The sequence below is a fragment of the Enterobacter sp. R-1.6.2 genome, from assembly GCF_035064085.1.
GTDB lineage: Bacteria > Pseudomonadota > Gammaproteobacteria > Enterobacterales > Enterobacteriaceae > Enterobacter > Enterobacter asburiae_B.
Genome location: NZ_JASEYI010000007.1, coordinates 90,683 through 116,759, shown reverse-complemented (window position 1 = coordinate 116,759; position 26,077 = coordinate 90,683). Strand labels below are relative to the sequence as shown.

Annotated in this window: 26 protein-coding genes, 1 tRNA gene and 4 pseudogenes; 20 read left to right on the top strand and 11 right to left on the bottom strand. The window is 50.7% G+C overall.

The window, feature by feature from the left end; genetic code table 11:
* The first annotated feature begins 28 nt into the window (after positions 1–28).
* Positions 29–850 (top strand): alpha/beta fold hydrolase, encoded by an 822-nt coding sequence (locus QMN93_RS09960; RefSeq protein WP_033144516.1) that lies wholly within the window; start codon positions 29–31, stop codon positions 848–850.
* Positions 851–958: 108 nt separating this feature from the next.
* On the opposite strand, the gene fosA is transcribed toward QMN93_RS09960, so the two are convergent.
* Positions 959–1,384: a FosA/FosA2 family fosfomycin resistance glutathione transferase gene (gene fosA, locus QMN93_RS09955; RefSeq protein WP_193138815.1), complete on the bottom strand. Its 426-nt coding sequence runs from the start codon at positions 1,382–1,384 to the stop codon at positions 959–961.
* A 199-nt stretch (positions 1,385–1,583) separates the two neighbouring features.
* Between fosA and trpS the strand changes: the two genes are divergently transcribed.
* The 5 genes from trpS (at position 1,584) to QMN93_RS09930 (ending at position 4,763) form a co-directional block, all read left to right on the top strand.
* Entirely contained in the window at positions 1,584–2,585 is a 1,002-nt protein-coding gene (gene trpS / locus QMN93_RS09950; RefSeq protein ID WP_193138814.1) for a tryptophan--tRNA ligase, read from the top strand.
* Positions 2,586–2,770: 185 nt separating this feature from the next.
* Complete coding sequence (locus QMN93_RS09945) at positions 2,771–3,454, top strand: hypothetical protein (RefSeq protein ID WP_193138813.1); 684 nt, start codon at positions 2,771–2,773, stop codon at positions 3,452–3,454.
* Positions 3,447–3,794 (top strand): hypothetical protein, encoded by a 348-nt coding sequence (locus QMN93_RS09940; protein ID WP_069303599.1) that lies wholly within the window; start codon positions 3,447–3,449, stop codon positions 3,792–3,794. Before QMN93_RS09945 ends, QMN93_RS09940 begins: the two co-directional genes overlap by 8 nt.
* 2 nt (positions 3,795–3,796) lie before the next feature.
* A complete protein-coding gene (locus tag QMN93_RS09935) occupies positions 3,797–4,276 on the top strand; it encodes a type VI secretion system tube protein Hcp (RefSeq protein WP_069303598.1) in 480 nt (159 codons plus the stop codon).
* A 115-nt stretch (positions 4,277–4,391) separates the two neighbouring features.
* A complete protein-coding gene (locus tag QMN93_RS09930) occupies positions 4,392–4,763 on the top strand; it encodes a hypothetical protein (protein ID WP_193139944.1) in 372 nt (123 codons plus the stop codon).
* A 79-nt stretch (positions 4,764–4,842) separates the two neighbouring features.
* Here QMN93_RS09930 and QMN93_RS09925 read toward each other — a convergent pair whose 3' ends face one another.
* A complete protein-coding gene (locus QMN93_RS09925) occupies positions 4,843–5,316 on the bottom strand; it encodes a SymE family type I addiction module toxin (protein ID WP_073001057.1) in 474 nt (157 codons plus the stop codon).
* Between the two features lie 300 nt (positions 5,317–5,616).
* On the opposite strand from QMN93_RS09925, the gene QMN93_RS09920 reads away from it, so the two are divergent.
* A complete protein-coding gene (locus tag QMN93_RS09920) occupies positions 5,617–6,486 on the top strand; it encodes a phosphorothioated DNA-binding restriction endonuclease (protein WP_182382986.1) in 870 nt (289 codons plus the stop codon).
* Positions 6,487–6,646: 160 nt separating this feature from the next.
* On the opposite strand, the pseudogene QMN93_RS09915 reads toward QMN93_RS09920, so the two are convergent.
* Positions 6,647–6,871: pseudogene (locus QMN93_RS09915) on the bottom strand (transcriptional regulator); the annotation flags it as partial.
* A gap of 57 nt (positions 6,872–6,928) precedes the next feature.
* On the opposite strand from QMN93_RS09915, the pseudogene QMN93_RS09910 reads away from it, so the two are divergent.
* The 5 genes and pseudogenes from QMN93_RS09910 (at position 6,929) to QMN93_RS09890 (ending at position 10,268) form a co-directional block, all read left to right on the top strand.
* A pseudogene (locus tag QMN93_RS09910) lies at positions 6,929–7,179 on the top strand (DUF2274 domain-containing protein).
* 104 nt (positions 7,180–7,283) lie between these two features.
* Positions 7,284–7,670, top strand: coding sequence for a hypothetical protein (locus tag QMN93_RS09905; RefSeq protein ID WP_202815506.1), 387 nt, complete (start codon positions 7,284–7,286; stop codon positions 7,668–7,670).
* A 2-nt stretch (positions 7,671–7,672) separates the two neighbouring features.
* Positions 7,673–9,001 carry a nucleoside 2-deoxyribosyltransferase gene (locus QMN93_RS09900; RefSeq protein ID WP_062935998.1) on the top strand — a complete coding sequence of 443 codons (1,329 nt, stop codon included), beginning with the start codon at positions 7,673–7,675 and terminating at the stop codon, positions 8,999–9,001.
* Positions 8,998–9,621, top strand: a complete 624-nt coding sequence (locus QMN93_RS09895; RefSeq protein ID WP_264884779.1) for a 7-cyano-7-deazaguanine synthase — start codon at positions 8,998–9,000, stop codon at positions 9,619–9,621. The genes QMN93_RS09900 and QMN93_RS09895 overlap by 4 nt, the downstream gene beginning before the upstream one ends.
* Positions 9,618–10,268, top strand: coding sequence for a hypothetical protein (locus tag QMN93_RS09890; protein WP_062935999.1), 651 nt, complete (start codon positions 9,618–9,620; stop codon positions 10,266–10,268). The genes QMN93_RS09895 and QMN93_RS09890 overlap by 4 nt, the downstream gene beginning before the upstream one ends.
* Before the next feature lie 105 nt (positions 10,269–10,373).
* Here the strand turns inward: QMN93_RS09890 and QMN93_RS09885 are convergent.
* From QMN93_RS09885 to rraB, 7 genes and pseudogenes are all read right to left on the bottom strand, one after another.
* Positions 10,374–10,567 (bottom strand): annotated as a pseudogene (locus tag QMN93_RS09885) (type IV toxin-antitoxin system YeeU family antitoxin); the annotation flags it as partial.
* 557 nt (positions 10,568–11,124) lie between these two features.
* A complete protein-coding gene (locus QMN93_RS09880; protein ID WP_062936001.1) occupies positions 11,125–13,866 on the bottom strand; it encodes a restriction endonuclease in 2,742 nt (913 codons plus the stop codon).
* Between the two features lie 241 nt (positions 13,867–14,107).
* A pseudogene (locus tag QMN93_RS09875) lies at positions 14,108–15,393 on the bottom strand (tyrosine-type recombinase/integrase).
* Between the two features lie 151 nt (positions 15,394–15,544).
* A tRNA-Leu gene (locus QMN93_RS09870) sits at positions 15,545–15,629 on the bottom strand.
* Between the two features lie 106 nt (positions 15,630–15,735).
* Entirely contained in the window at positions 15,736–16,458 is a 723-nt protein-coding gene (locus tag QMN93_RS09865) for a hypothetical protein (protein WP_032662492.1), read from the bottom strand.
* A 30-nt stretch (positions 16,459–16,488) separates the two neighbouring features.
* Complete coding sequence (gene miaE, locus QMN93_RS09860) at positions 16,489–17,247, bottom strand: tRNA isopentenyl-2-thiomethyl-A-37 hydroxylase MiaE (protein WP_193138810.1); 759 nt, start codon at positions 17,245–17,247, stop codon at positions 16,489–16,491.
* 46 nt (positions 17,248–17,293) lie between these two features.
* Positions 17,294–17,719 (bottom strand): ribonuclease E inhibitor RraB, encoded by a 426-nt coding sequence (gene rraB, locus QMN93_RS09855; protein ID WP_029739283.1) that lies wholly within the window; start codon positions 17,717–17,719, stop codon positions 17,294–17,296.
* Between the two features lie 99 nt (positions 17,720–17,818).
* On the opposite strand from rraB, the gene argL reads away from it, so the two are divergent.
* The 4 genes from argL (at position 17,819) to QMN93_RS09835 (ending at position 19,969) form a co-directional block, all read left to right on the top strand.
* Positions 17,819–17,914 (top strand): putative translational regulatory protein ArgL, encoded by a 96-nt coding sequence (gene argL, locus QMN93_RS09850; RefSeq protein ID WP_213328991.1) that lies wholly within the window; start codon positions 17,819–17,821, stop codon positions 17,912–17,914.
* The gene (argF, locus tag QMN93_RS09845) at positions 17,884–18,888 is read left to right on the top strand and encodes an ornithine carbamoyltransferase (protein WP_193138809.1); all 1,005 of its coding nucleotides are present in this window, start codon (positions 17,884–17,886) and stop codon (positions 18,886–18,888) included. Before argL ends, argF (QMN93_RS09845) begins: the two co-directional genes overlap by 31 nt.
* Before the next feature lie 264 nt (positions 18,889–19,152).
* Complete coding sequence (locus QMN93_RS09840; protein WP_193138808.1) at positions 19,153–19,515, top strand: CHAP domain-containing protein; 363 nt, start codon at positions 19,153–19,155, stop codon at positions 19,513–19,515.
* Position 19,516: 1 nt separating this feature from the next.
* Entirely contained in the window at positions 19,517–19,969 is a 453-nt protein-coding gene (locus tag QMN93_RS09835; protein ID WP_069303573.1) for a DUF3828 domain-containing protein, read from the top strand.
* 180 nt (positions 19,970–20,149) lie between these two features.
* Here the strand turns inward: QMN93_RS09835 and QMN93_RS09830 are convergent, their stop codons facing one another.
* Complete coding sequence (locus QMN93_RS09830; RefSeq protein WP_193138807.1) at positions 20,150–20,602, bottom strand: YhcH/YjgK/YiaL family protein; 453 nt, start codon at positions 20,600–20,602, stop codon at positions 20,150–20,152.
* 675 nt (positions 20,603–21,277) lie between these two features.
* Here QMN93_RS09830 and arcA point away from each other — a divergent pair.
* The 4 genes from arcA to QMN93_RS09810 all read left to right on the top strand — a co-directional run bounded on the left by arcA (position 21,278) and on the right by QMN93_RS09810 (position 26,006).
* Positions 21,278–22,498: an arginine deiminase gene (arcA, locus tag QMN93_RS09825; protein WP_069303571.1), complete on the top strand. Its 1,221-nt coding sequence runs from the start codon at positions 21,278–21,280 to the stop codon at positions 22,496–22,498.
* A 10-nt stretch (positions 22,499–22,508) separates the two neighbouring features.
* On the top strand, positions 22,509–23,420 hold the full coding sequence (arcC, locus tag QMN93_RS09820; protein WP_023334319.1) for a carbamate kinase: 912 nt from the start codon (positions 22,509–22,511) through the stop codon (positions 23,418–23,420).
* Positions 23,421–23,550: 130 nt separating this feature from the next.
* Positions 23,551–24,555 carry an ornithine carbamoyltransferase gene (argF, locus tag QMN93_RS09815; RefSeq protein ID WP_032647051.1) on the top strand — a complete coding sequence of 335 codons (1,005 nt, stop codon included), beginning with the start codon at positions 23,551–23,553 and terminating at the stop codon, positions 24,553–24,555.
* Positions 24,556–24,602: 47 nt separating this feature from the next.
* Positions 24,603–26,006 (top strand): YfcC family protein, encoded by a 1,404-nt coding sequence (locus QMN93_RS09810; RefSeq protein WP_193138806.1) that lies wholly within the window; start codon positions 24,603–24,605, stop codon positions 26,004–26,006.
* The last annotated feature ends 71 nt before the right edge of the window (positions 26,007–26,077 follow it).

Below are 26,077 nucleotides of genomic sequence, written 5' to 3'. Positions count from 1 at the left end.
CTAACCATCACCTGCACAGGAACACACTATGGCAACGTTTAAGGCAAAAGACGGCACGCAGATTTACTACAAGGACGGCGGCGCGGGCAAACCGGTTCTCTTCAGCCACGGCTGGCCGCTGGACGGCGACATGTGGGACAGCCAGCTGAACTATCTGGCGGAGCGCGGCTTCCGCGCCATCGCCTTTGACCGTCGCGGCTTTGGCCGCTCGGATCAGCCGTGGAACGGCTACGACTACGACACCTTTGCGTCCGACATCAACGACCTGATCACCACCCTGGACCTGCAGGACGTGACGCTGGTGGGCTTCTCCATGGGCGGCGGCGACGTGACCCGCTACATCAACAACTACGGCAGCGCGCGCGTGGCCGGTCTGGCGCTGCTGGGCGCGGTGACGCCGATCTTCGGTAAATCCGACTCCTTCCCACAGGGCGTGGATCAGAGCGTGTTCGACGGCATTCGCGACGGACTGCGTAAAGATCGCGCCCAGTTCATCAGCGATTTCGCGACGCCGTTCTACGGCATCAACGCCGGGCAGACCGTCTCTGCCGGTGCCCTGACCCAGACGCTGAACATCGCCCTGCTGGCGTCGCTGAAGGGCACCATCGACTGCGTGACCGCGTTCGGCGAAACCGACTTCCGCCCGGATATGGCGAAAATCGACGTGCCGACGCTGGTGATCCACGGCAGCAACGACCAGATCGTGCCGTTTGAAAGCACCGGCAAGCTGGCGGCAGAGATGATCAAAAACGCCACGCTGAAGGTGTACGACAACGCGCCGCACGGCTTCGCGCTGACCCACCAGGACCAGCTTAACGAAGACCTGCTGGCGTTTGTGAAGTCGCTGTAATTTTTTCCAGGCCGGGTAAGGCGCAGCCGCCACCCGGCGCTTTCGCTCCGCCAGCGGCACGTAGCCAGTGATCGCTGAGACAGGACCTGCAGGCTGAAGGTGCGCGCCTCAAGCCTCGTCTGAGGTAAACACCATGCCCGCGTAGGGCTTCTCCCGACACGCCGCCAGCCGCGCGGCGAGGCTGCCCACGTGCAGCTCCAGCTTGTGCCCGTCCGGGTCGAGAAAATAGAACGATGCCCCCTCGCTTTTGTTCTGCTTCCAGACGGTGACGCCCGCCTGCTCAAGCCTTTGCGACAACGGTTCAAAATCTTCTTCCGCCACGGTAAACGCGTAGTGGGTGTAGTCGCTCTCCTGCGGCGGCACGTACTCGCGCGACTCGTCGTACGACAGGCAGACCCACAGATCGCCACAGGTGAGATAGGCCCCGGTATTCCAGCGGGCGTGCAGCATCAGCCCCAGCAGCTCGTGCCAGAAGGTGACGCTTTTTTGCAGGTCGCTGACCGCGAGGGTCAGATGGTTGAGAGATTGCAGCATGACGTGCCCTTTTGTTTTTCTCGCCGGACGTGATACGGTAAAGAGATGAACATAAACCACGCCGTGCTCACCGTAAACCGCTGGTGGCTGCCTTCTTAAAGGCGGCACGGAGTAGTTTTCCCCATTTTCAGATTGCCGCCGAAAGGCGGCTTTCTCACATTTAAGACCCCTTTCGGCATTACAACGTTAAGGAGTCTTTATGAACGCACCAACCATCCTCACCGGCGACCGCCCAACCGGCCCGCTGCACCTCGGCCACTTCGTCGGATCGCTGCGCCAGCGCGTGGCGCTCCAGCAGACGCACAGCCAGTTTGTGCTGATTGCCGACCTGCAGGGGCTGACCGACAACGGCAGCAACCCGCAGAAAATTCGCGACAACATCCCCGAAGTGCTGGCCGACTACCTCGCCGCCGGCCTCGACCCGAACCTCACCACGATCTGCCTGCAGTCCGCCCTGCCCGCCCTCGCCGAGCTGACGATGCTGTATATGAACATCGTCACCGTCGCCCGCGTGGAGCGTAACCCGACGGTGAAAAACGAGATTGCGCAGAAGGGTTTAGCCCGCTCGCTGCCGGTCGGGTTTATGGCCTACCCCATCAGCCAAGCGGCGGACATCACCGCGTTTAAGGCCGAGTGCGTGCCCGTCGGCGACGACCAGCTGCCGATGATTGAGCAGACCAACGAGATTGTGCACAAGATGAACAGCCTCCTGCCCGCCCCGGTACTGCGCCACTGTAAGGCGATGCTGAGCGACACCAGCCGCCTGCCCGGCATCGACGGCAGCGCCAAGATGTCGAAATCGCTGGGCAACACGCTGCACCTTTCGGCCAGCGAAGAGACCATTCACCGTGCGGTGAGCGCCATGTACACCGACCCGAACCACCTGAAGGTGAGCGACCCGGGGCAGATTGAGGGGAACGTGGTGTTTACCTACCTCGACGCGTTTCATCCGGACAAGGAGAAAGTGGCGGCGATGAAGGCGCACTATCAGGCGGGCGGGCTGGGCGACCGGGCGTGCAAGAACGAGCTAGAGGCATGCCTGCAGGAGCTGATTGCGCCGATGCGGGAGCGGAGAGCGATGTATATGCAAGACAAGGGGGAGCTAATGGCGATGCTGAAGCGCGGGACCGAGCGGGCGCAGGGGGTGACGCAGGAGACGTTGAGGGAGGTGAAGGTGGGACTGGGGGTGCCGGTGTTTTGATGAAGTGAGTTGATTGAGATTGAGCGGTGGAGTGCGTGGGATAGGCATGAAGCCGCGTATTATCTCATTTAGATAATATTAATGCCGTTAATAATTCTTAATCTATCGTTTAGATAAAATAAATTGCTTTAATCGCATAAATATCACATTGATATTATCCTTTATAATACAATTAAAGGGATACTATGGCTGATGTAGAAGATATAGCCCGAAGGTTATGCAACATAATCGCTTCTCCTGATACAGTTACTGGGCTTATAAATGGAGGGCTATCTGTACCGTTAGATTATGGATATCTGGTTTATGGTATCTTTGACACGGATACAAGATATGCTCGTGAAACTCAAAGAATACGAATGTTCACTGCCATAAAAAACGACATTTTGAATTATGAGAATATAGTCAACGCTGTAAAAATCATATTTAAAGAATTTGATAGATATTTAACTGAAGCGGAGCAAGATAAATTATACAGAACTATAATAACTTCAATTGCAGGTAGAATATCAACAAATATTATCGCATCAACTATCGCGAAGCATGTTATTGAAAGAACGTCTTTTACGTTTGTTGTTTTTAAAGGGAAAGGCAACCCAATCACGGCACTGAGCACACTCCTTTTGTTTGGGGGGATGGCTGAACGATCAATTAGAACATCTGACAGACTCAAATCAGATGCACCGGAGGTATATGAACTTCTGAGACACAGAGACTATGACCTATTTTATTTTCTGTTCGCTGATGCCGTCCAACCCTTTGTAGATGCTATCCATGCAGGTTATTCAGAAGGGAAACCTGTATTTAATCAAATCATGAAGAAAGTTAATGAAAAACTAAATGCACACACTATGGCAGGTGTGTATGGATAAGTTTATCATCCCAATTATAAACCTGCTTCTTTGCTCATATTTAGTTTTAGCCTATACCCTTAGCTGGGTTGAATTCGAAACCTGGCATGATAAAACAATCGCCTTTTGCATCACTACCATAAGCTCCTACATTATTTCATTAGTAATGAATAAATTCCTGCCAGGAAGGATATATATTTTTGGTGGGATCCTTGATGTATTATCAGGCCCTTTGCTCGTCGTAGGTGCATTTGCTTGTATAGCTGTCCTTGAACCATGGCCTCTGAAACTTATTGGCTTGTTCATATGGGTCGTGGCGATGTTGCACCTACCTTCTTTTGTAAAAATAGATGAGGAATAATCATGTCAAATCCAGCATATCTTTGGTTAACCGATGCTAATGGCTCACCAGTCCCAGGAGGTTCCATGGTGTCCGGTAGGTTAGGCGCTATTGAATTAAAGGCGGTCGCTCATCACCTCACCATTCCTGTGAGTGGAAATACAGGCCGACTAACAGGTACCCGTGTACATACACCGATTGCCGTTCAGAAAGAATTTGATAAAACGACACCGATTCTCATCAAGGCACTGTGTGAAAACCAAACGCTAAAATCGGCTACGATCAAAATGTATCAAATTGATGATGCAGGAATCGAGAGAGAATATTTCAACATTATCCTGGAGAATGTAAAAATCACGGGTATCACGCCAAATCTGTTCCCCGGTTCTGGAACAGGAACACATACAGAGACGATCGAGCTAAGATATGAGGCAATCACCTGGAAACACTGTGACGGGAATATAGTTTACAGAGATGCCTGGAATCATATGGCGATAGCCTGAACTTACTTTAAAAATTCTCGGGCCGAGGTAACGTTGTGCTTGTCGGTCCGATCAAGCGGAGCACCGCCGGGAAGCACTGGAGATTATTTCCACCGCATTAAAGGAGAGGATCATGATGGAACCCACTCTCTCACAAGTCATTGAGGTTGTTCGAAACTCCTCAGGCGAGCATCGTAAACCTATCGATAGGAATACGTGGATTGAGGCCGATTTGCATATTTGCGGTATCGATGGCGAAGACCTACTGGAAGACTGCGAAGAAGCTTTTGGTGTTCAGCTTGCCACGGAAGAAAATGGCTATATGAAAACGTTCTCTCTTGCTGAGAACGAGTATCTGTTTACGGGTGAGGGTATAGATTTTTTTGGTATCTGTCGGTTTATGCGCTGGGTACGTGGCATACCCGAACCTGTTATACGTGATTTAACTGTGGGTGAACTTCACGCTGCGCTGGTTAACGCGGTGAAAGAGCAGGTTAAGCACGATTGATTTTTACTTAAAACGGGCATGGGATGACATGCCCGTATCGTTTTATTGCTTCAAGGATTACATGAGGTGGGAAGCACGGTTACTCCGAAATCGCCTGCCCTGTTCCACGCTTAACAGCCGGTATATCGCCGGTATCATTTAGCGCTCCCGGAAACGTTTTTAACCACTGCGCGACTTTCTGCTTATTGATATTCACCACGCTCATCCCTTCCAGGCACCCCCATAATTCTCTTGTATGCTGCGGCGTAATCACAATGCAGTCTTTCATGGCGCGAATTTTTACGGGCATGCCGTTGATAAAGCCTGCACGGGTTAACCAGTCGCCGCCCAGCAGAAGATATTTCATGTCTATGCGTGCATAGAGTTCGCAGCAGGCGGCACTGTCCTGCGGCGTTTCTGCGCGGGGATGAACGGGCGCGGTATCAGGCGGGTTGCCGTGCAGACGGCGGGCGCTGTTTTTGCGTACCAGCTCGCGGTTTTCAATCATGCCGGTGAAAGCATCTGATTCTGTTTTGCAAATAGTAAACTCTGGCTTAAAATTCGTCGCAGCCATTTTCAACTCCTTCATAGTTGTTTGTGGTTAGCGGTATGGGGGTGTTGCAGCACCTTCATATCGCGAATTCCTCGTTAAATTCTCTGTGGTACTTCTTTTGCCTTTCGGCGTAATTTCTGATGCTCATTATACAGGGCTGAATATAAATACAGCGGTTTGGGGTGGGGTAAATTTGGAATTTGCGAGGGAGGTTCAGGAAATAATGTTATGCACGGTAAGGTCATGTTTTTGTTAGTTGCGGGTTGATTGGTCTGGGTTTTGCGAGCATCATCGCAATTATTTACCTTCTACCGTAACGCGATGGCTTCCAGCAAAACTCTCGAACAGGCAATTGCCGACATCACCATCTGGCGCAAAGGCGAACAGCGTGCGCCGCATAAGCCGTTATTGCTTCTGTACGTGCTGGCGAAATATCAGCAGGGGCATGCGAGACTATTTGATTATGGTACCGAGGTCCATGAGCAGCTTCTTAGCCTGTTAGAACGCTTTGGCCCACAGCGGAAGGCGCATTATCCGAATATGCCCTTCTGGCGGCTCAAGGGGGACGGGTTTTGGGATCTTCAGAACACTGAGTTCTGTTCAACCACTGGCAGTAAGCAACCGCCTGTTAAAGAACTTGTGGAACATAACGTCGCAGGCGGGTTTGATAAAGAACATTTTGCGTTGTTGAGTAAGAACAAAAACCTGATCGGCTCGCTGGCGCAGCAGATCCTTGAAGGGCATTTTCCGGAAAGCATTCAGGAAGAGATCGCGGATGAGATGGGTTTTGATATCCGGCAGATCCGTAAGGTTCGCGATCCGCTGTTCCGCCAGCAGGTGCTGCGGGCTTATAACTATGAGTGTGCAATCTGCGGGTTTAACATGCGACATGATAACGCCTCTGTTGGACTTGAAGCCGCGCATATCAAGTGGAAGCAGTTTGGTGGACCGTGTGAAATCCCGAATGGACTGGCGCTGTGTGCGATTCATCATAAGGCGTTTGATAAAGGATCGATTGGGCTGGATGAGAGTATGCGGGTGCTGGTGTCTGAGGCGGTGAATGGGAATGGGATTGTTGGGAGGCTTTTTTGGGATTTTGCCGGGAGGCAGATTGCTTTGCCGATGGTGAAAGGGAATTATCCAAGGGAAGGGTTTGTGGAATGGCATCGGAGGGAGGTTTTTAGCGGATAAGTGCGAAGGCCGGACTCTAACATATTGTTCAACTCCATGATTTAAAATAGTTAATAAAAAATACTTTCATTTTATACCAACACAGATACCAACACGAAAATCCATTGATTTTCGGCATCGAACCAGGACAAGTATGGCTTGGTTGAGATGCCGAATTCTGTTACTCGTCATCTTCCTCGACAGGCTCCAGCGCATCAAGTGGTACTTGCACCATCGCGATAGAACCAATGCGGATAAAAGCATCTTCTCCATCTATATCGGTTAACTGATATCGCTCTATTGATTCCGGCTCTGATTCCAGAGTGTCAAAAAATGCGTTCAACTGACTGATATCGTCATCACTTTCGTCCTCAGACTCATCTGGCTAACAACAAAGCTCAATTAACCGGGAGCTGGTGTTGCGGCCGTCTCAGCCGTTGTTCTATCAAAGTGTAGGCATTCGATGAGTACGACACGCAAGCTGCGACTGGGGCCGCAGCCCGATACCACAAGTGTCAAGCTGACGTTCACCTGTCCGGTTAGCCTCAAGGCTGATCTCGAACGTTACGCTGCCCAGCAGAGCAAACTTACGGCGAAGCCGTTGATGCGGTGATGCTTAACTCGCATAAATCGGAAACGTTCATAGCTATTGCTTGGGAATTCAGGGGAGCAAGAAGAAGTCCGGATAACAAAATCCCACAAAAAATTATATAATAACTGCTATTGATCTGATGGTAGCACTGACCTGTATGTTAGGAGAGCGGTCTGTGCGAATCCTTAATAAGAAAAGGCTTTATTAACCACGTAGGAGCAATGCGATGGGGAGCTCAGGATCGGGGCGTTTTTCAGATTATCCAGGTACAAAACCCAAGAAAGTAGTAGGAGATGGGACTGGCATAGAGGGCGGTGCTAGCGGGGTCGATAGGTGTAAACAGGCATTTCACACTGTATTGGAAGACGTTGGAAACAGTGATTTTTATTCACGGTTCAGAAATGTGCCTGCTGTTGGCGATCAACTTGGTATTGTTTTTGATAAGAAACGCGTTTTCGCGGTGGATGTGCAGGGTGTAAAGGTCGGGGCACTTCCTACTTCATTCAATTATCTCGTAGCGTGCCTCGAAGATGGTGTAACTTACGTGGGCTTGGTGAGTTTCTCCGCAGCATCGCCCGTTCCTACCGTAAATGCTGACTTTGTGCCGAGATAATCATGAATTGCAAAGATACAGTTTTAATTGTTGGGGAGCTTGTTATCGACTATACGCTTGCTCAGCGTGGTGTAATGTGCAAGCTTCGTTTGGGAGGAATTGCTCATGCGGCAAGGGGGATGTGGGCGGCAGGGCTAAAATATTCAGTGGCGGCTTTCTGTCCTCAATACCTTGTTGATGAAGCCAGTCACTATCTGGATGAGTTTGGGTGTGAAGAGTTCATCTGGCTTGGTGATGTCATAGGTGCTCCGAACGTTATCCTTATTGGCGACGTGACAGAAGTTTCGCATCAAGGCTACGAAGACCTAATGAGCGATACTAAAGTAGTGAAAGTTAATGACCCGTTGCCATGTCTCGAAGCTTATAAGAAAATCGTAGTCTTCCCTGGTCGATTCGATATCAATGTACTCGCTAACGCATTTACTGAAGACGCACAATTTTCGTTCGATATAGCGTATGACCTTGTGGATCTATCTTCACTTAAAGAGTTCTGTGGGCGCGTGCAAGCTGTCATTATCTCGACATCGTCCCCATTGTTTATGAAACTTGGAAAAGACGATATCAGTGGACTTCTAAATGAAGTGAGGGCACTTTCGGCAGACGTATTTCTGCTTAAAGAAAATCGTGGCGGTAGTCGACTTTTTGATTTGCGTAATAACGGTGTCGAAGAAATACCAGCAACGTTGGGCAATACCGTAAACTCAGTCGGCGTTGGAGATGTTTATTCGAGCGTTATGGTTGGCCTCTCTCAAAAGGGGTGGATTGAAGCTGCATGGCGTGGATGCCAAGCTGCGACGGCATACTCACAGTCGACGTTTCCTGACGACATCAAACGAGATTTGCAACGCGGATTCCGGCTTTCGCTGGATGTACTGCAAGCTCTCCAAGGGACAGTGCTCCCATGGCATGACCGGCAGAGTTACTCAATTTACCTTGCTGGTCCAGATTTCTCATACGTTGAAAAACAGGAACTCGACCATGCTGTTGAAAGTCTGGTGTATCACAATTTCAAAGTGCGTCGTCCCGTTCTTGAAAATGGAGAGTTGAAGCGACCCGCAAGTAATGGTGAGCTGCGCTGTACATATCACATGGATTACCATCTACTAAAGGAATGTGACGCAATCTTCGCTGTCCCTCTCGACCGAGACCCTGGCACGCTTGTGGAAATCGGTATGGCAATCGCGATGGGTAAGCCGGTTATCACTTATGATCCGCGGCATGAGAATGAGAACACGATGGTAGTTGTCGGAAGTTCAGTATATTCTTCTGACCTTGATACGTGCCTCAACGGTATGTTTAGTGTCATTGCTGAATTGAGGGCCAAATCGTGATAAATAAGGTGCTCCTTTTAGCTTCGGGTGGCCTAGACTCAACAACTGTTGCATACCAGCTTGCAGCAGAAGGTATCGAAGTTGTACCGATTTTTTTCAACTATGGGCAACATTGTGTAGAAACTGAATGGACTAGGGTAAATGAAGTCCTGCCTTCCGAAATGCAACGACCTGAGCGCTTTGATATATCTGATATCTTCCGCGGCTCGCAATCGCGGCTAATTCGCGAAGCAGATCTTTGGACTGAGGATATCAAGGACGACGATTTGTACATCCCATATCGGACAATGCTTTTTTTCGCTGCTGCTGCGGCACGCGCACAGATTGTCGGCATCTTGAATGTCTATACCGGATTCATCAATAGCAACCACGCCAAAGAAATTGACTGTACTGCTGCATTTATGAACAATCTCGACGAACTTACATCAACTATCGGTCCCGTTCGCTTTCATTCGCCATTCCGCTATTCGTCCAAAGCTGATGTAGCTAGGGTTGCTGCTGAGCTTGGTGTTCCTATCGGACGAACTTATTCATGCCAGGCGTCCGCACAGTTTCCTTGCGGTGCTTGCCCGAACTGTGTAGAACGCCTGAGTGCATTAAAAGAGGCAAAGTTAGTATGAGTAATTCCGCCATCGAGATTTTGCAAGTAGCGCGTAGCATCGCTAATCATGCGAAAAATCAAGGCGCACTCTTTGAGGTAAGGTCCCCTCGTGATATCTGTGATCACCTCGGAGCCGTTCTCGCGGACTCAGTGCTCCAGGCTGGACTTAATTATATGACGGTTGTGCATCCTCGGGTGCAGACTATCCTGCGGATACATCCGAATCACGTCACAATTTCCTCATTGGTCTCGCTAGTTCAGAGCGGAGAAACAGGTACATTTTTGAACTGGCGCCATCATGAGAAGGTTAGCCGTTTCGAGGCACTAGTAGCTTTCTTACAAAGAGCTGGAATTGAGGACGTACAGGATCTACGTATGAGTCTGGCATCCAATGAATTCTGCGATGCAATTCAAACTATAAATGGTATCGGCCCGAAGACGGTCGATTATATGGGATGTCTTGTCGGCATTGACTCCATCGCGGTTGATCGGCATGTTCGCACATTCGCGAAAGCAATTGGTGTCAAAAATGATGACTATCACTTCTTGCGTGAGTCTTTTTGCTTCGCCGCAGACCTTCTCTCTCTTTCGCGTCGAGAATTCGACGCTTGGCTTTGGCGTCGAGCTGCAATGCCAACTCAAGTACAGATGTCTCTCGCAATCTAGACTATGACTATTTTTATGGGCCAATGAAAATCAGCAATAAACATGTTGAAATATTGTTGCAAATAGAAGTCGATGGGCAAATGTGCACCGGTTAACGCAGTGCTAATGACGGGGAGTGAGTTCACCATTGGTCAGCATCAGTTCAAGTTGCTTAATCAGCAGCGGAAATGCATGGTCGAGATGGCATAATTCGAGTCACTGAAAGTTCCCGAGATACCGGCACGGTCAGCCAGATAGTGCAGGCGGTGACCTTCCTGAACCAAGTGTGCGCCAAAACACGGGGGGATATTGCGTTTCAGTCCTCGCTAGTGCTTAGCCATATGGTGGCTTATCGGGCATTATTGAAGGCACAAATGATGCAGATACGCTGTATCGTGAATTTATCCTGAATCTAATGCTGAAGTGGACGAATGAAATATTGCCGTTGAGATTTCGGGACGACGTGATGAGCCTGACCGGTTCAGCACCGGTATCAGGATCATATGACGGCAGAAAAAAAAGAAAACTGTTTTGATCTGAACGGAAAAGATCACTTAAGCCCGGCCTGTGCCGGTTTTTTGATGTCTCTCGCCTCAGTGCATGTCTATGCTGCATGAAAACGCATGACAGTCATGCGTTAGAATTGACGCAATAGCCCTTGTGTGATGGCTCCTAGTGCGATTTACAGGGTGTATGAGAACCACTCTGTTAAGTGAAGCGGACAGGCGGGTGGGGCTGCGCACGCTGATGAAAATTGTTATAATTCTCTCCTCAACTTTAAGTTAAAGAAAAGATAGATGGATTTAATATAAAGCCTCTCTCTGCCGATAACTTCGGAGAGAAAGGATTTACAGATATCGTATATTCAACCTACTACTTAATTTACACCTTTGATGTTTTTACTATAGGCTTTATTTTTCACATCATTAATCCAAGTAACCCATTTTTTTATTGAACTTCCGTTTCTTAGCATGGAAGATTGGGTCCACTCCATACTAAATTTGTCTGCGATATATGAACCTAACTCCACTCCGGTAATGTTTGGATTTCTTGATACAATCCTCAACGCTTCCAACATGGTCGCTTCAGAAGATGCAGAAATCCAAATTGCTTCCTCGTAACCGGAATATTTTTCCAGTTTTTCTAAATTAATAATATAGTTATCTTCAACGATAGATATCAACTCAAACCTGTTCAAAACAGTTAAGGCGTTTCTGTAACCTTTTGGTTTATCCTCTGATTTCAACAAACTGCCTTTATCTACAAGCCAATGCAATGTTTGGAGTACAATTTCTGGGGATGATGGTGCGGTAAAAACACCACTTTTCAGCCGTCTTCTTTTAGTATCTGATGCATCAAATACTACATCACCTATATCACGATACAGCCAACCATTACTTGACTGCACAATAAAGCCACACAGTTCCAACCACCGACACAGCCTTACCGTATAAGTTCGCCATGTTTTATCAGCGTAATTATTATTCGGATAGATATGTTTCAACATGTCTATAAGTGATGATAGAGTCATTACCGCAGCCTTTTCTTTCAATGCTAAAGTAAGAGAATGCCTATTAAACTTATCTCGAATTAAGCGAAGAACGGCCATTTCATCACATTTCACGACATCAGTACTGAGAGAGTAATATCCGGCTTCTCTGACCGCAACGCCAAAGTTAATTAAATCAGTGCCAATGTTCTGAACTGTACCCTCAGACAACTTTGTTTTATCAACTAAATCTTGCACCAAAAATTTCTCAGTGTGATTTAGATGCTTAGCCACTTTATAAATAGAAGAAAACTCTGTCGAAGGCAAATAGCGCAAAGCAATTACAGGAACTGTAGAAGTCAGTATATACTCTCTAAATATATCCCAATATATATTTAATCTATCGCCACTTCGAATCACAAATCTTTTATTTATTAATGATTCAAGCGTGGCTGGGCCAGAAATATCAACTACTTCAAACCAATCAGCTGGCGCCCTCTGAGCAATTAATTTCAAGCATGTATTTTCTGCCGGGCTCAACTCATCCATATCCTCTTTAAATAAGGATGACACATCAAGCTTATTCTCCAAAAGATCCTTTTGCGCAACACCATTTTCTATTTTTTCGTAAAGATGTATACATAACTTTTTCAATAACCAAGGGTAACCTTGGCTACTTACAATCAAATTATGTTTCAAGTCCATATGCAATTTCTGATTAATTTCCTTTTCAAATATACTTATTGCCACACCTGATTCAATATCTGTGAACGGGCTAAGTTTTCTTGTAATCCTATAATCGGATAATTGATGCCAAAAGAAATAAGCTGGATGCTCGCTATGAGTAGTGCTATCAGTTTTCCATGCAAAACCCAGACAAAAATTAAGTTGTAAGGCAGCAGCATTTAGCAGCAATTCCTTTGCTCTTTCAAATACTTCATAAAGCTCTTGCTTGGAGTACAGCTCTTCGAACTGATCAAAAATGACACATATTATCTGTTTTTTCTTAATCAGGGATTCAAGATAATATTTGATGCTATCAGAACTTAGCGGGCTACTAACATTTGTTACTATTAAATTTATATGAGGGTCACCAAAACCATTTTTCTGAGCTAATTTAAGTGCTGTTAACACTGAGGAATAAATGTATTCAGGGCCTGTTGCAGCTCGGACATCGACAGGAAATACAAAATATTTGTTTTTATTGTGTAAGTTATTAGCTTTTTCTCGCAACTTAGCGATAAGAGAACTTTTCCCCATACCAGAATTACCTGTTATAGCGAATACTCTGGTATTTGTAACACCTTCTTTTATGTTTTTAAAAAAGTCAAAAATGTTATTTATATCTTTAACGCGGCCAACAAAATCTTCAGGCCTGGCTGGACGATAGTCACTCCAACTTTGTCCAGTCTGAACTTCTACAACGTCAGTAAATGGAGTTGTAGTCACATCAACTTTATAATGCTTAAATTTAGCAGGAACATCGAAAGGAAGATTATTAAAACTACTATCAGTATCAGCAATCTTTGCAAGAAGAGCGTCATCCTCAACTAACTCATTATTAGATGCATAATAACAGATGACTCCACTAGGGATACCTCCGGATAATACTGAAGCAACCCAGAAATTACCAAACTTAGTGACAAGTAAAATCCACTGACCTAATAAATTAACACTTCCTAAAAAATCAACAGCTTTATCCTCAGGGGCTCTTTTAATTATCCCTGAAGATATAAGTGCCTCTATGAGCTGGTCTGGACCAAAAAAACTTAATTTACTAGCCAGTTCAATTGGCTTCTTTTTCCATTCCTCAATAAACCCTCTCGCTTCTTTCCCAAACTCTCCAGTACTAATTAGCCAAGCCTCAGAATACTCCTTTAAATGAAGTGTTCCCAACAAATTTTTAAGTATATTTGCATCTATATTTCCCCTATAAGCCTTACACTCTACATATATCTCCTTACCGTTTATTTGATTTTTACAGAGCAAATCAAGTTCAACAGCGGTAAGTCTTATTTCTTTAATAACTGAATATGATTGAGCAGAAAGGAGTTTAGAAGAAAGATTTTCAAGAAGATCACCTTTCTCTTTCGTTGTTGCAGTAGCATCAACAGCAACTTCGATTTTCATGCAAGATCCTTTTCACAAAAAGTCAGACTAAAAAATGCTAATGTCGTATAGCGCGCTAATAAACTTAACATAAATTTTGAGATATCGCTCTCAAAACTCATTAAACAACCTTTACAAGACGTTAGCAACTCTTCCAAAACATAACCCTTCAAACATTTTATCATTTAATATATATAAAATTCTCGGCGATTCAATGACATCTTGATGCAACTTAAATTCCACAATCTATGAATCACCACCACTAGCAGATTGCCCTTCCAATACCACATATAAGCCATTGATTTATATGACTTATTTTATTTTTGGCGAAATCAAAGGAAGATACAAGATTAATAGTATTAGCTTGAAGATAATCAGCCCACCACTGCACCATCAAACGACGCTCATTCGAATGCTCAGAGGTATGAATATAAGCAGCGCGTACATTATTACGCTCTGAGTGGTTCAATTGGCACGATCACATCATCGCTCCATAGACCTGACTCCCCCAACGCACCACGCGCCATCGACCTACATCCATGCCTGCAGGCCTCGGTTTTTGTATCGTATCCCATCGCACGCAATGCGCTGTTTAATGTGTTTTCACTCATAACCTTAGTTGCGTCATGATCACCCGGAAAAAGCAGCTTTTTATCACCAATAATCTGCTTTAAGTTAGCCAACAAAATCACCGTCTGCCGACTAAGCGGAACAATATGTTCCTATTTCATCTTCATGCCACGGTATGAGTAACGCATACCTTTAATTTCTTCTCGTTTTGCAGGTACTCGCCAGAGAGATTTATCGAAGTCGAACTCATCCCAACGCGCAAAACGTAACTCACAGGAACGAACAAAAGTGAGTAAGGAAAGCTCAACCGCGATCCGCGTCATTACACGACCACGATATGCAGCAAGACAAGCAAGAAACTCAGGGAACCGACTAGAAGGTAAAACAGGATAATGTCGTGCTTTGGTTGTTGATAAAGTACCAGCCATATCACTGGTAGGGTTAGAGTCGATGTAATCGTTCTGTACGGCATAACGCATAATGGCTGTAACACGCTGCGCTAAGTCATGTTTGCCACTGGCATCAACTTTTTTAATCAGGGCTAACAGGTGGCTGGTTTTGAGCTGGCGAATGTCGGACGAACCGATGTGAGGGAATATATAAAGCTCAAGATAGCGAAGAATGCGCGATCGATGGTCTTCACTTCATCGCTTGTTACCGGCATGCCATTCACGAGCAATTGTTTCGAAAGTATATTCTCGGCCTGAGCTTCTTTGTGCTCGCTTTTTGGGGCAATGCCCTGCACTAACAGCTTTTTTCGCTTCGTCACGCTTTGCTCTTGCCTGAGCAAAGCGTCACAGTAGGCCAAACACCAAAAGCGAGGCGGTCTTCATTTTTGTCTGAAGGGCATCTGTATTTCATGCGCCAATATTTTGAACCCTTGGCCGAAACCTCAAGATATAAACCGCCACAATCGGCCATTTTGTAGGTTTTGTCTTTTGGCTTTGCAGTCTCGACCTGCCTGGCGATGAGCTTCATTTTGAGGCACATTTCTAATCGAAGTTAAGATGCCCCTAATGACATTCGCATTTCAACGGACAACCTCAGACGAGTCAGGACGTAAAAATCGCTGCAAGCATTGACTTAAAAGGAATAATGGGACTTTCTCGGATGATCTTGGGAATACTAATGGTGCCGAAGGCCGGACTCGAACCGGCACGTATTTCTACGGTTGATTTTGAATCAACTGCGTCTACCGATTTCGCCACTTCGGCACTGAAGGGGATGCGGAAACGTTGTGGATTATACCTGTCGCGCGCCGCCATGCAAGCGACGACGCGCTAAACCCGCGCTAAGTGCCCAAAAAACCAGCGCCCTTCGTCACTCCAGTTCAGACACCGCCAGACGAATCACCCCCGCCGCCTTCTGCTCCGGCAGCGCCAGCACCTTCGCCCACATCTCCTGCACCATATCGCAGGAGAGCTTCTCTTTGCCCGCCGCCTTCTCCGGCATCTGCAGCAGCTGGATGTCCTCGCCGTACTTATCGGCAAGCTCCTTCATAATCGGTCGCACGTCCTCGACAGCCGCCTCGCGTTCGGCCGGGGTCACGGTGTGGCGGTTTTTGCCGTAGGCCGCGCGCATCATGTCGGCGTCTGCCTGCATGCGCCGCGCCATCAGGTCTTTATCCAGCATGCGCATCGGGTTCACGCCGCCCTTCACCGTCGGGTAGAGGAAGCGGAAGCAGGCGTCGTCGCTCACCTTCTGGATGGCGGCGGTCTGCTCCATGTTGATGGTCATGTAGTTCACCACGTTGGCGTCCGGGGCGTTCTGCAGGCGCGACATCTGCAGATGCAGGATCTGCGGCTGGATGGTGTCGATAATCTGCTGCTCCGGCTCGCCCGCTTTTTGCAGGGCGGCCATCTGGTCGAGGATGCGCTGATGCAGCGCGGGCTCCTGCTCCTTAATCACCTGCCAGGCGGGCATCGCGTTGAGGGCAGAATCCATCTGCCGTTCCGGAGCGCGCTGCCTGTCGAAGAACACCCAGAACGCCACGGCGGCGGCCACCACAACAACCATCACGGTACGGGTCCACGTTTTATTCATCTCGCATCCTTATCCTTGAATTATGCCGGTTTACACCGGCACACCGCTGTGGAAGCGAAACTCGTGGTCCGGTGTCGAGATAAGTGTGGCTTCAATTTCGCCAAAATGCTGTATGCGCGGAGAGATATCGTCGTCGCTCACCTGCTGGGCCAGCGTCAGGTAGTCCTGATAATGGCGCGCTTCCGAGCGCAGCAGCGAGAGATAGAACTTCTGCAGATCGTCGTCGAGGAACGGGGCCAGCGCGGCGAAGCGTTCGCAGGAGCGTGCTTCGATGTAAGCGCCGCAGATGAGCTTGTCGATCAGCGTCAGCGGTTCGTGGGTGCGCACGTCCTTCAGCATCCCTTTGGCGTAGCGGCTGGCGGTGATTTTGACGTACGGAATGTCGCGGGCCAGCATCGCCTCGCGCACCTGCCAGAAGTGGTGCAGCTCCTCTTTAATCAGGAGCACCATGCTGTCGATCAGCGCCTGGCCCCACGGGTCGTCGGTTTTGGGCATCACGCTTTTGCCAATCTGCCTGTGCAGGGCGATGAAGTCCGGCTCCGGGCCGTCGCGGAAGGTGAACTGTTCGTAGGGTTTGAGCCAGTCGAGCAGCGCGTCGGCACAGCTTTCGTCGGCGACGTATTTACGCACCAGCAGCAGCGCGGTCTGGGCGGCCTTGAGCTCGCACACCATGTGGTCGGTGAGCAGCAGCGGCAGGTTCGCCGGGTCGCGGGCTTTATCAATCCATGCTTGCGGGGTCGGGCACTGGAGGAAGTTGAGTACGGGGGCGAGTATCTGCGGGTAATCCATGGTTCTGCCTTGAAAAAGCGGTGGCGCGCGCCACCGCCTGAAACGCTTAGTGACGCACGCCGTCGTCGTCTTCGTCGACGTAATCTTCGTCGTCGCCTTCTTCGCCGTCTTCACCGTTCGGATCTTCGAAGTAGGTTCCCCAGCCGTCGTATTCCACTTCAAACTTCTCGGCCAGGTTCATCAGCTGTTCTACCTGCGCGTCGATCAGCTCCGCCTTCAGCGCGCCTTCGCTCAGGATGTCGCAGCAGATGACGGTGTCGCCCTCTTCTACTTCCAGCTCTTCCGGCTCGGTCACTTCGTAACCCAGCTTGAAGGCTTCCACGGCCAGTTTTTCCAGCGCGTCAAAATCATCCGCAGAGAAATGGTGCTCGATGGTGTACAGCGCGTCCGGATCGCTACCGTCTTCCAGCAGTTCTTCAATAATCAGACGCGTCTCTTCGCGTTGCTCTTCCAGGTGTTCCGGGTTTGCCATGGCTCAATCCTCTTTAAAGTGCGGCAGATACTTCTATTTTCACACACGGACGGGTTTGCCTCCACCTTTGTAAGAAAGATTTGTGAAACGGGGTTGCAAATGAATAATTACACATATAAAGTGAATTTTAATTCAATAAGTGGCGTTCGCCATGCGAGGATAAAATGTCCGATTTATACAAGAAACACTTTCTGAAACTGCTCGACTTTACCCCTGCACAGTTCACTTCTCTGCTGACCCTTGCCGCACAGCTCAAAGCCGATAAAAAAAATGGCAAGGAAGTACAGAAGCTTAACGGTAAAAACATCGCGCTCATCTTCGAAAAAGACTCGACCCGTACCCGTTGCTCTTTCGAAGTTGCCGCATTTGACCAGGGCGCGCGCGTCACGTATTTAGGGCCGAGCGGCAGCCAGATTGGGCATAAAGAGTCAATTAAGGACACCGCGCGGGTTCTCGGGCGGATGTACGACGGCATTCAGTATCGCGGCCACGGCCAGGAAGTGGTCGAGACGCTGGCGCAGTACGCGGGCGTGCCGGTGTGGAACGGGCTGACCAACGAGTTCCACCCGACCCAGCTGCTGGCGGACCTGCTGACCATGCAGGAGCACCTGCCGGGCAAGGCGTTTAACGAGATGACGCTGGTCTACGCGGGCGACGCGCGCAACAACATGGGCAACTCGATGCTGGAAGCGGCGGCGCTGACCGGGCTGGATCTGCGCCTGGTGGCCCCGAAGGCCTGCTGGCCGGAAGAGAGCCTGGTGGCGGAGTGCAGCGCGCTGGCCCAGAAGCACGGCGGGAAGATCACGCTGACGGAAGACGTGGCGGCGGGCGTGAAGGGCGCGGACTTTATCTACACCGACGTGTGGGTGTCGATGGGCGAAGCCAAAGAGAAGTGGGCGGAGCGGATTGCGCTGCTGCGCGGGTATCAGGTGAACGCGCAGATGATGGCGCTGACCGGCAACCCGAACGTGAAGTTCCTGCACTGTCTGCCGGCGTTCCATGACGACCAGACCACGCTCGGCAAGCAGATGGCGAAAGAGTTCGACCTGCACGGCGGGATGGAAGTGACGGACGAGGTGTTTGAGTCGGCTGCGAGCATCGTGTTCGACCAGGCGGAAAACCGGATGCATACGATTAAGGCGGTGATGGTGGCGACGCTTGAGGAGTGAGCCTCTCTCTTACCTTGAGATGGTGATTATCTGCTGAATTATTTTTCAGCAGATAATCATTTCCAGTTTACGCGCAAAAAAATCATTTTACTGACGCATCTTCAGATAAGCATCAACCATAATATGTATTTATAATTTTATTAACCATTATTTATTAGATTGATGATGGTTAATATTAGATCATTATCAATTACAAACCATTGTAAATATCCGGTGTAATGTTTCCTTATTACTACGTTTCGTTAATAAAATAAGGATTATTTTATGTCATGGAATAAGCATGAAGCTGTGTCATATGCCCGCAGCCACGCACATCATAACAGTACGGGTTACTGCGCTCGCGCCGTCGCTGCAGCTATTCGTGCCGGAGGTTTGAAAATTGATGGTGCTGATGCAAAAAACTTCTGGCGCTCTCTTGAGAAGGCAGGATTCAGCAAGGTGTACGGCACACCCATTGAGGGTGATGTCGCAGTAATTGACGCATTACCAGGTGCGCATCAGAATGGGCATGCATGTATCTACGACGGATCGGGTACCTGGTATTCAGATTTTAAACAGAACAGCCTTTATCCCGGCCAGACATATCGGAAGATACAGCCAAAAATCATCCTTTACAGGCACTACTGATATGAAAAATATATTACTGCTTCTCTTCATATTTTCTTTCTCTGTAATGGCTGGCCACTCTGACCCGATTGAGCGTGCTGTAAAATTTAACAGCTGGTACGTTAATCAAATCAACAAAGATGCATTTCCCATTACTGATGGAAACGAAATAGATAAATATGTCACAGCATCAACAATGAAAAAACTCCGTCATACGCAGGATCCGCGTTATGCCGACGAAGAGTTTTACGAAGCCGATATGTTTTTAAAAGCGCAATACGTTGGCGATGACTGGCCCCAGAATGTAACAGCCATAGCCGGGGATACCGATCCAGTTTGTGTCAACGTATACATTGCATTTGGCAAAAAGCAGGAGCACGTAGTCATAGACTGCATGGTTAAAGAAAACAACTTATGGAAGGTACAGTCAGTTTCTAATGCGGATTTTTCAAGAAATCTGGCTATCTCTAAATGAGCCAAACAAAGTTCTTATCACTCTAGTGGTTCAGTGCGCCTTTCTTGCCGGGTGGCGCTGCGCTTACCCGGCCTACTTTGTGCAACGATATCAATAATCGTAGGCCCGGTAAGCGCAGCGCCACCGGGCAAATCAAGCACCGATACGGCCCTCTCCCTGTGGGAAAGGGAGTAAACTCGTTTAGCCGATCAGCATCTTCACCACAACCTTGCGCACCTGCGCAGGCGCGCCCACCGCGCACAGCGGCTTGTGCACTTCACCCGGCCAGAACACCACAAAATCCCCTTCGCTCAGCACCACGGTTTTCTCCTGCTCGCCTTCCGGCAGGAACGCGATGTCTTTGTCCGTCAGCCAGTTGGTGTCCGGCGTACCGTGCGGCAGGGTGCTGAACGTCATTCCTTCCTGCCCCTTCATCACGATCTGGATATCCAGATAGCGCGCGTGGTACTCGGCGCGGCGCTCGGCGAACGGCTGAGTCATATCTTCCGAGACCAGATAAAACAGGCTGCTGCCGTTGATGTCGTGCTTGCCGAGCGGCGTAGCGTCGGTGACGTGGGCTTTAACGTGCTCAATGGCCTGGCGCAGCGCGTCAGGCAGCCAGGGCTGCAGATGGTGGATGTTGCCGATAATCATGTGAAATCCCTCTACGTAAAACAACGTTTCATTTTTATCTTTTATACGAGAGTTAAGACTGCCATACCAGCCCTGTTTCGAAGAGGTTTGCGCGAGCGCATGTTTATCGGGAAAGGTGTTAACCCACTGTTAATCCTGTCCAGGCAATTATGCAGGGGTTATGCATAACCTCGATCAGCGCTTATCGTCAGGCTCTTCTAACCTCTTGATCATGCTCTCTAATTAACAAAACCCGTTGCCGTCTCACACTTTACTGTTTTGATAATTTGCTCTAAAAAACCATAATTATTTATTGATTTTCCTTAAGTCGAAAATAGTTAATTACGTTAATTGCATAGCCATTCTTGCTCATGATGTTTTTCATTTAAAATCAGATGCATAACAATGTATTTCAGAAGATTAAAATCTACAAAATAATAACAAACTCGAATAATGCCAGCGGATCCTGCTTAGCTATTCACCCCTCAATAATATGAAATCAATCATTATCTGACGCGAATCATGCAAATGAAAACAAACCCCTTAATATCCAGTTTCGCGTGAGCGATATCACAATACGGATTATTTAACTGCCTAGTATGAATCACGAAATCAATTGAGCTTAGCCGCCATGAAATTAAACACATCACATGGCGCATGCCCTTTTTATTCTGAAAAACAGTTAAAGGAATAATTATGGAAAAGCATTACGTCGGTTCTGAAATTGGTCAATTGCGTAGCGTTATGCTGCATCGTCCTAATTTAAGTCTGAAACGTTTAACGCCATCAAACTGTCAGGAGCTGCTTTTCGATGACGTGCTCTCGGTTGAGCGGGCGGGTGAGGAGCATGACATCTTCGCAAACACGCTGCGCGAGCAGGGTGTGGAAGTCCTGCTGTTGACCGACCTTCTGACACAAACCCTTGATATTGCAGAAGCGAAAGCCTGGCTTCTGGATACCCAAATCTCCGACTACCGCCTCGGCCCAACCTTTGCCGGCGACGTGCGCGGCTGGCTGGCGGATATGCCGCACCGCGAACTGGCGCGCAGATTAAGCGGCGGATTAACCTACGGCGAAATTCCGGCGGCCATTAAAAATATTGTGGTGGATACCCACACGGCGAATGATTTTATTATGAAGCCGCTGCCGAACCATTTATTTACCCGCGATACCTCGTGCTGGATTTATAACGGCGTCTCTATTAACCCAATGGCGAAACCGGCCCGTCAGCGTGAAACGAATAACCTGCGGGCAATATATCGCTGGCATCCGGCGTTTGCCGACGGCGATTTTATTAAGTATTTCGGCGACGAGAATATTAATTACGACCACGCCACGCTAGAAGGCGGCGACGTACTGGTGATTGGCCGCGGGGCGGTATTAATCGGCATGTCCGAGCGCACGACGCCGCAGGGCGTGGAGTTCCTCGCCAACAGCCTGTTCAAACATCGTCAGGCCGAGCGCGTGATCGCCGTTGAGCTGCCAAAACACCGCTCCTGCATGCACCTCGACACCGTCATGACCCACATCGACGTGGACACCTTCTCCGTCTACCCGGAAGTGGTGCGCAAGGACGCCCAGTGCTGGACGCTCACCCCGGACGGACGCGGCGGCCTGCTGCGCACCCAGGAAACCGACCTGCTGCACGCCATCGAGAAAGCGCTCGGCATTAACCAGGTGCGCCTGATCACCACCGGCGGCGACGCCTTTGAAGCCGAACGCGAGCAGTGGAACGACGCCAACAACGTGCTGACCATTCGCCCGGGCGTGGTGATCGGCTACGAGCGCAACGTCTGGACCAACGAGAAGTACGACAAAGCGGGCATCACCGTGCTGCCTATCCCGGGCGATGAGCTCGGACGCGGCCGCGGCGGCGCGCGCTGCATGAGCTGCCCGCTGGAACGCGACGGAATTTAAAGGAGCCATCATGGAACGAAAACCCACGCTGGTTGTGGCCCTGGGCGGCAACGCGCTGCTCAAGCGCGGCGAGCCGCTGGAAGCCGAAATCCAGCGCCAGAACATCGAGCAGGCCGCCCGCACCATCGCCGGATTAACAGAACAGTGGCGCGTGGTGCTGGTGCACGGCAACGGGCCGCAGGTCGGGCTGCTGGCGCTGCAGAACAGCGCCTACGACAAAGTCACGCCCTACCCGCTGGACGTTCTCGGCGCCGAAAGCCAGGGAATGATCGGCTACATGCTCCAGCAGGCGCTGAAAAACAATCTGCCGCAGCGCGAGGTGAGCGTCCTGCTCACGCAGGTGGAAGTGGACGCCGCCGACCCGGCCTTCAGCAACCCGACCAAGTACATCGGCCCGGTGTACAGCGAAGCCCAGGCAAAAATGCTGGCCGCGGAAAAAGGCTGGGTGTTCAAGGCCGACGGCAGCTACGTCCGCCGCGTGGTGCCGTCACCGCAGCCGAAGCGCATCGTCGAGAGCGACGCCATCACGGCGCTGATCCAGCGCGATCACCTGGTGATCTGCAATGGCGGCGGCGGCGTGCCGGTAGTGGAGAACGCCAACGGCTATCGCGGCATTGAGGCGGTGATCGACAAAGACCTCTCCGCCGCCCTGCTGGCGCGCCAGATCGAGGCCGACGCCCTGCTGATCCTGACCGATGCCGACGCGGTGTACCTCGACTGGGGCAAGCCGACCCAGCGCCCGCTGGCGCAGGTGACGCCGGAGCTGCTCAGAGGCATGCAGTTCGACGCCGGATCGATGGGGCCGAAAGTGGCCGCCTGCCGCGAGTTTGTAGAAGCCTGCAACGGCATTGCCGGGATCGGCGCGCTGGCCGACGGCGCGGAGATCCTGGCGGGCGAGAAAGGCACGTTGATTCGTAACTGAGCACACTCTCCCCTCACCCTAACCCTCTCCCCAAAGGGGAGAGGGGACTTGAAACACCCTCTCCCCTTTGGGGAGAGGGCTGGGGTGAGGGGTAAGGTTTTAGACACTAATTTTAAAAAAGGATTTACCCATGACCATCAACCTGAAAAACCGCAACTTCCTGAAACTGCTGGACTACACCCCGGCGGAGATCCAGTACCTGATCGACCTCGCCATCGAGCTGAAGGCCGCCAAAAAAGCCGGGCGCGAAAAGCAAACCCTGGTCGGGAAAAACATCGCCCTGATTTTTGAAAAAACCTCCACCCGCACCCGCTGCGCATTCGAAGTGGGCGCGTTCGACCAGGGCGCGCAGGTGACCTATCTCGGCCCAAGCGGCTCGCAGATCGGCCATAAAGAGTCGATGAAGGACACCGCCCGCGTGCTGGGCCGCATGTATGACGGCATCGAATACCGCGGCTACGGCCAGGCCATCGTCGAAGAGCTGGGCGAATACGCGGGCGTGCCGGTGTGGAACGGCCTGACCGACGAGTTCCACCCAACGCAGATCCTCGCCGACCTGATGACCATGCTGGAGCACGCGCCGGGCAAAACCCTGCCGGAGCTGAGCTTTGCCTACCTGGGCGACGCGCGCAACAACATGGGCAACTCGCTGATGGTCGGCGCGGCCAAGATGGGGATGGATATCCGCCTCGTCGCGCCGAAATCCTTCTGGCCGGAAGCCGGGCTGGTTGAGCAGTGCCGCGCCATCGCGAAAGAGACGGGCGCGCGCATCACCCTCACCGACGACGTGGAAGAAGGCGTGCAGGGGACCGATTTCCTCTACACCGACGTGTGGGTCTCCATGGGCGAGCCGAAGGAGGCCTGGGCCGAGCGCGTCAGCCTGATGAAGCCGTATCAAATCAACGCGGACGTGATGAAGGCCACCGGCAACCCGAACGTCAAGTTTATGCACTGCCTGCCGGCGTTCCACAACGAACACACCAAAGTGGGCCGCGAGATCGAGATGGCCTACGGCCTGAAGGGGCTGGAGGTGACGGAAGAGGTCTTCGAATCACCGAACTCCATCGTCTTCGACGAAGCAGAGAACCGCATGCACACCATTAAAGCGGTCATGGTGGCGACACTCGGCGACTAATCACCGCCCGGCGCGCCGCGGGGTGCGCCGGGTTTAAGGAGAACATCATGGGCAAGTTTAAGTTTCCCTCCGCTTACACCATTCTCTTTTTCCTGATTGCCGTTGTGGCGGCGCTGAGCTGGGTCGTCCCCGCCGGTCAGTACCAGATGGCGATGAACGAAACCCTCGGTAAAGAAGTCCCGATTGCCGGAACGTACGCGCACGTGGCGGCACATCCACAGGGGCTGGTTTCCGTCCTGATGGCGCCCATCGCCGGGCTGTACGATCCGGTCTCCGGCCAGGCCGGGGCGATCGACGTCGCGCTGTTTATCCTGATCATCGGCGGTTTTCTCGGGATCGTCACCAAAACCGGGGCGATTGATGCGGGGATCGAACGCGTCACTACGCGGCTGCGCGGGCGCGAGGAGTGGATGATCCCGATCTTGATGGCGCTGTTTGCCGCGGGCGGCACGATTTACGGCATGGCCGAAGAGTCTCTGCCGTTCTACACCCTGCTGGTGCCGGTGATGATGGCCGCCCGGTTCGATCCGGTTGTCGCCGCCTCCACGGTGCTGCTCGGGGCGGGGATCGGCACGCTCGGCTCCACCATCAACCCGTTTGCCACGGTGATCGCCGCCAACGCCGCCGGGATCCCCTTCACCAACGGTATCGCCCTGCGCGTGGCGCTGCTGGTCATCGGCTGGATCATCTGCGTGGCGTGGGTGATGCGCTACGCCCGTAAGGTGCGCCAGGATCCGTCGCTGTCGATCGTCGCAGACAAACAGGAAGAGAACCGCGCCCATTTCCTGGGCGACAAGGGCGAACAGTCGCTGGAATTCACCCCGGTGCGCAAAATCATCCTGGTGATTTTCGCCCTCGCCTTTGCGGTGATGATCTACGGCGTGGCGGTGCTGGGCTGGTGGATGGCGGAGATCTCGGCGGTGTTTCTCGCCAGCGCGATTATCGTCGGCCTGATTGCCCGCATGAGCGAAGAGGAGCTGACGTCGACGTTTATCAACGGCGCGCGAGATTTGCTGGGCGTCGCGCTGATTATCGGCATCGCGCGCGGTATCGTAGTCATCATGGATAAGGGCATGATTACCCACACCATTTTGCACAGCGCGGAAGGGCTGGTCAGCGGGTTGTCCACGGTAGCGTTTATCAACGTGATGTACTGGCTGGAGGTTGTGCTGTCGTTTCTTGTGCCTTCTTCATCCGGCCTGGCCGTTCTGACGATGCCGATCATGGCGCCGCTTGCCGATTTCGCTAACGTCAACCGCGACCTGGTGGTGACGGCTTACCAGTCGGCCTCCGGCATCGTTAACCTCGTCACGCCCACTTCTGCCGTCGTGATGGGCGGGCTGGCTATCGCCCGCGTGCCCTACGTGCGCTATCTGAAATGGGTGGCGCCGCTGCTGGGCATTTTAACGGTGGTGATTATGGTGGCGTTAAGTCTGGGTGCCTTGTTGTGATTTGCCGGATGGCGCTGCGCTTATCCGGCCTACGGATCGGTGCGGTGCCACCGGTTATTTCAGGAACTGAT

What these genes read in the sequence shown, in the direction of transcription:
- QMN93_RS09960 (WP_033144516.1), top strand. Translation starts at nt 29, where the DNA reads ATGGCAACGTTTAAGGCAAAAGACGGCACGCAGATTTACTACAAGGAC.
- fosA (WP_193138815.1), bottom strand. Translation starts at nt 1,384, where the DNA reads ATGCTGCAATCTCTCAACCATCTGACCCTCGCGGTCAGCGACCTGCAA.
- trpS (WP_193138814.1), top strand. Translation starts at nt 1,584, where the DNA reads ATGAACGCACCAACCATCCTCACCGGCGACCGCCCAACCGGCCCGCTG.
- QMN93_RS09945 (WP_193138813.1), top strand. Translation starts at nt 2,771, where the DNA reads ATGGCTGATGTAGAAGATATAGCCCGAAGGTTATGCAACATAATCGCT.
- QMN93_RS09940 (WP_069303599.1), top strand. Translation starts at nt 3,447, where the DNA reads ATGGATAAGTTTATCATCCCAATTATAAACCTGCTTCTTTGCTCATAT.
- QMN93_RS09935 (WP_069303598.1), top strand. Translation starts at nt 3,797, where the DNA reads ATGTCAAATCCAGCATATCTTTGGTTAACCGATGCTAATGGCTCACCA.
- QMN93_RS09930 (WP_193139944.1), top strand. Translation starts at nt 4,392, where the DNA reads ATGGAACCCACTCTCTCACAAGTCATTGAGGTTGTTCGAAACTCCTCA.
- QMN93_RS09925 (WP_073001057.1), bottom strand. Translation starts at nt 5,316, where the DNA reads ATGGCTGCGACGAATTTTAAGCCAGAGTTTACTATTTGCAAAACAGAA.
- QMN93_RS09920 (WP_182382986.1), top strand. Translation starts at nt 5,617, where the DNA reads ATGGCTTCCAGCAAAACTCTCGAACAGGCAATTGCCGACATCACCATC.
- QMN93_RS09905 (WP_202815506.1), top strand. Translation starts at nt 7,284, where the DNA reads ATGGGGAGCTCAGGATCGGGGCGTTTTTCAGATTATCCAGGTACAAAA.
- QMN93_RS09900 (WP_062935998.1), top strand. Translation starts at nt 7,673, where the DNA reads ATGAATTGCAAAGATACAGTTTTAATTGTTGGGGAGCTTGTTATCGAC.
- QMN93_RS09890 (WP_062935999.1), top strand. Translation starts at nt 9,618, where the DNA reads ATGAGTAATTCCGCCATCGAGATTTTGCAAGTAGCGCGTAGCATCGCT.
- QMN93_RS09880 (WP_062936001.1), bottom strand. Translation starts at nt 13,866, where the DNA reads ATGAAAATCGAAGTTGCTGTTGATGCTACTGCAACAACGAAAGAGAAA.
- QMN93_RS09865 (WP_032662492.1), bottom strand. Translation starts at nt 16,458, where the DNA reads ATGAATAAAACGTGGACCCGTACCGTGATGGTTGTTGTGGTGGCCGCC.
- miaE (WP_193138810.1), bottom strand. Translation starts at nt 17,247, where the DNA reads ATGGATTACCCGCAGATACTCGCCCCCGTACTCAACTTCCTCCAGTGC.
- rraB (WP_029739283.1), bottom strand. Translation starts at nt 17,719, where the DNA reads ATGGCAAACCCGGAACACCTGGAAGAGCAACGCGAAGAGACGCGTCTG.
- argL (WP_213328991.1), top strand. Translation starts at nt 17,819, where the DNA reads ATGAATAATTACACATATAAAGTGAATTTTAATTCAATAAGTGGCGTT.
- argF (WP_193138809.1), top strand. Translation starts at nt 17,884, where the DNA reads ATGTCCGATTTATACAAGAAACACTTTCTGAAACTGCTCGACTTTACC.
- QMN93_RS09840 (WP_193138808.1), top strand. Translation starts at nt 19,153, where the DNA reads ATGTCATGGAATAAGCATGAAGCTGTGTCATATGCCCGCAGCCACGCA.
- QMN93_RS09835 (WP_069303573.1), top strand. Translation starts at nt 19,517, where the DNA reads ATGAAAAATATATTACTGCTTCTCTTCATATTTTCTTTCTCTGTAATG.
- QMN93_RS09830 (WP_193138807.1), bottom strand. Translation starts at nt 20,602, where the DNA reads ATGATTATCGGCAACATCCACCATCTGCAGCCCTGGCTGCCTGACGCG.
- arcA (WP_069303571.1), top strand. Translation starts at nt 21,278, where the DNA reads ATGGAAAAGCATTACGTCGGTTCTGAAATTGGTCAATTGCGTAGCGTT.
- arcC (WP_023334319.1), top strand. Translation starts at nt 22,509, where the DNA reads ATGGAACGAAAACCCACGCTGGTTGTGGCCCTGGGCGGCAACGCGCTG.
- argF (WP_032647051.1), top strand. Translation starts at nt 23,551, where the DNA reads ATGACCATCAACCTGAAAAACCGCAACTTCCTGAAACTGCTGGACTAC.
- QMN93_RS09810 (WP_193138806.1), top strand. Translation starts at nt 24,603, where the DNA reads ATGGGCAAGTTTAAGTTTCCCTCCGCTTACACCATTCTCTTTTTCCTG.